Origin of the sequence: Streptomyces sp. NRRL F-5123 (assembly GCF_000721495.1) — a bacterium.
GTDB lineage: Bacteria > Actinomycetota > Actinomycetes > Streptomycetales > Streptomycetaceae > Actinacidiphila.
Map to the genome: position 1 here is coordinate 1 of NZ_JOHY01000153.1, position 1,430 is coordinate 1,430.

The following is a 1,430-nucleotide window of genomic DNA, read 5'->3' on the forward strand; positions in this document are numbered from 1 at the left end:
ACACACGACGAACCGCACCGACGCACCCACCGCCGACACCTCCGCCACCAACCGATCCACCCGCTCACCACCACGACGACCCACCAACACCACATGCCGAACCCCATGACGCCCCACCAGATGCCGCACCACATGCCCCGCCAGCACACCACCCGCCCCCGTCACCACCACCGTCCCCTCAGAAGCGAAGGAGACGGCCGGGCTCTCGTCCTCCACCGTGGAGGCAGTCAGTCGAGGCACGAAGAACTGTCCGTCGTGCAGAACGACTTGGGGTTCGTTCGTCGTGAGGGCGGCTGTCACCGCGCTCGCGGTGTCGGCGTCCGCGGGTGTGTCGAGGACGACGAGACGGTGAGGGTGCTCGGCCTGCGCGGACCGCAGCAGACCCCACACGGCGGCGGTCACCGGATCGGCGACCCCCGCCATCGCCCCGTGCGTCACGACCACCAGCCGGCCGTCCTCCGGCCCCTCGGCGAGGAAGTCCTGCACCACCGCGAGCACGTCACCGAGCCGCTCGCGGACGTCGCCGCCCGGCGCGATCTCCTCCACGCGGACCCCGGACGTATCGAGCCCCGGCATCGCTTCCGGAAGCGGTGCGGCCGTCCAGCGCAGCTCGTAAAGGCCGTTCGTGCGCCCCGCGGCGACCTGGCGGAGCTGTTCCTCCGACATCGGCTGGATGCGCAGCTCGTCCGCCGTCACGACCGGCATCCCCGCACCGTCGAACGCGGCCACCCGCACCACGCCGTCGGCCACCGGCGACAACCGCACCCGCAGCACCGAGGCTCCCACCGCGCGCAGCCTGACACCGCTCCACGAGAAGGGGACCCGCAGGTCGTCCGACGGCAGGGGGTGCAGGGCGGCGTCCAGAAGCGCGGGATGCACCCCGAAGCCGTCCGGCTCCACCGGCAACCGCACCTCCGCGAACAGCTCCTCCCCGACCCGCCACATCTCCCGCAGCCCCTGGAACACCGGCCCGTAGCCGTAACCGAGCCCGGCCAGCCGCTCGTAGACCTCCGCACCCGGTACGGGCTGCGCACCGGACGGCGGCCAGGAGACGTCCAGGGGCTCCGCCGGAAGGAGCGCGTCGGGGGCCACCGCACCGACGGCGTGCCGTACCCAGTCGGAGCCCGCGTCGTGGGGACGGGAGTGCACGGTGACCGACCGGCGACCGGCCTCGTCCGGAGCGCCCACCGACACCTGTACGACCACCGCCGCGCCCTCCGCCAGCAGCAGCGGACGCTCCAACGTCAGCTCACTGCGGCGTGGAGGAGGGGGTGCCCTGCCGGGTCGAGACCGAGCCCGGCGGCGTCCACGGGCGACCGTCCCGCCGGCAGCCAGAAGCGCCGGCGCTCGAAGGCATACGTGGGCAGGTCCACGAGCCGCCCACCGGACACCCACGACGACCAGTCGACATCCACACCGGCGGTGAACAA

The 1,430-nt window shown here is 73.0% G+C and carries 2 protein-coding genes; both read right to left on the reverse strand.

The features are described 5' to 3' along the window. Positions 1–1,242 (reverse strand): polyketide synthase dehydratase domain-containing protein (locus tag IH54_RS0138610; RefSeq protein WP_031526240.1); only part of this gene is annotated, 1,242 nt, incomplete at its 3' end. A 2-nt stretch (positions 1,243–1,244) separates the two neighbouring features. Beyond that, positions 1,245–1,430: hypothetical protein (locus IH54_RS42330; RefSeq protein WP_159012392.1), on the reverse strand; the 186-nt coding region annotated here is incomplete at its 5' end.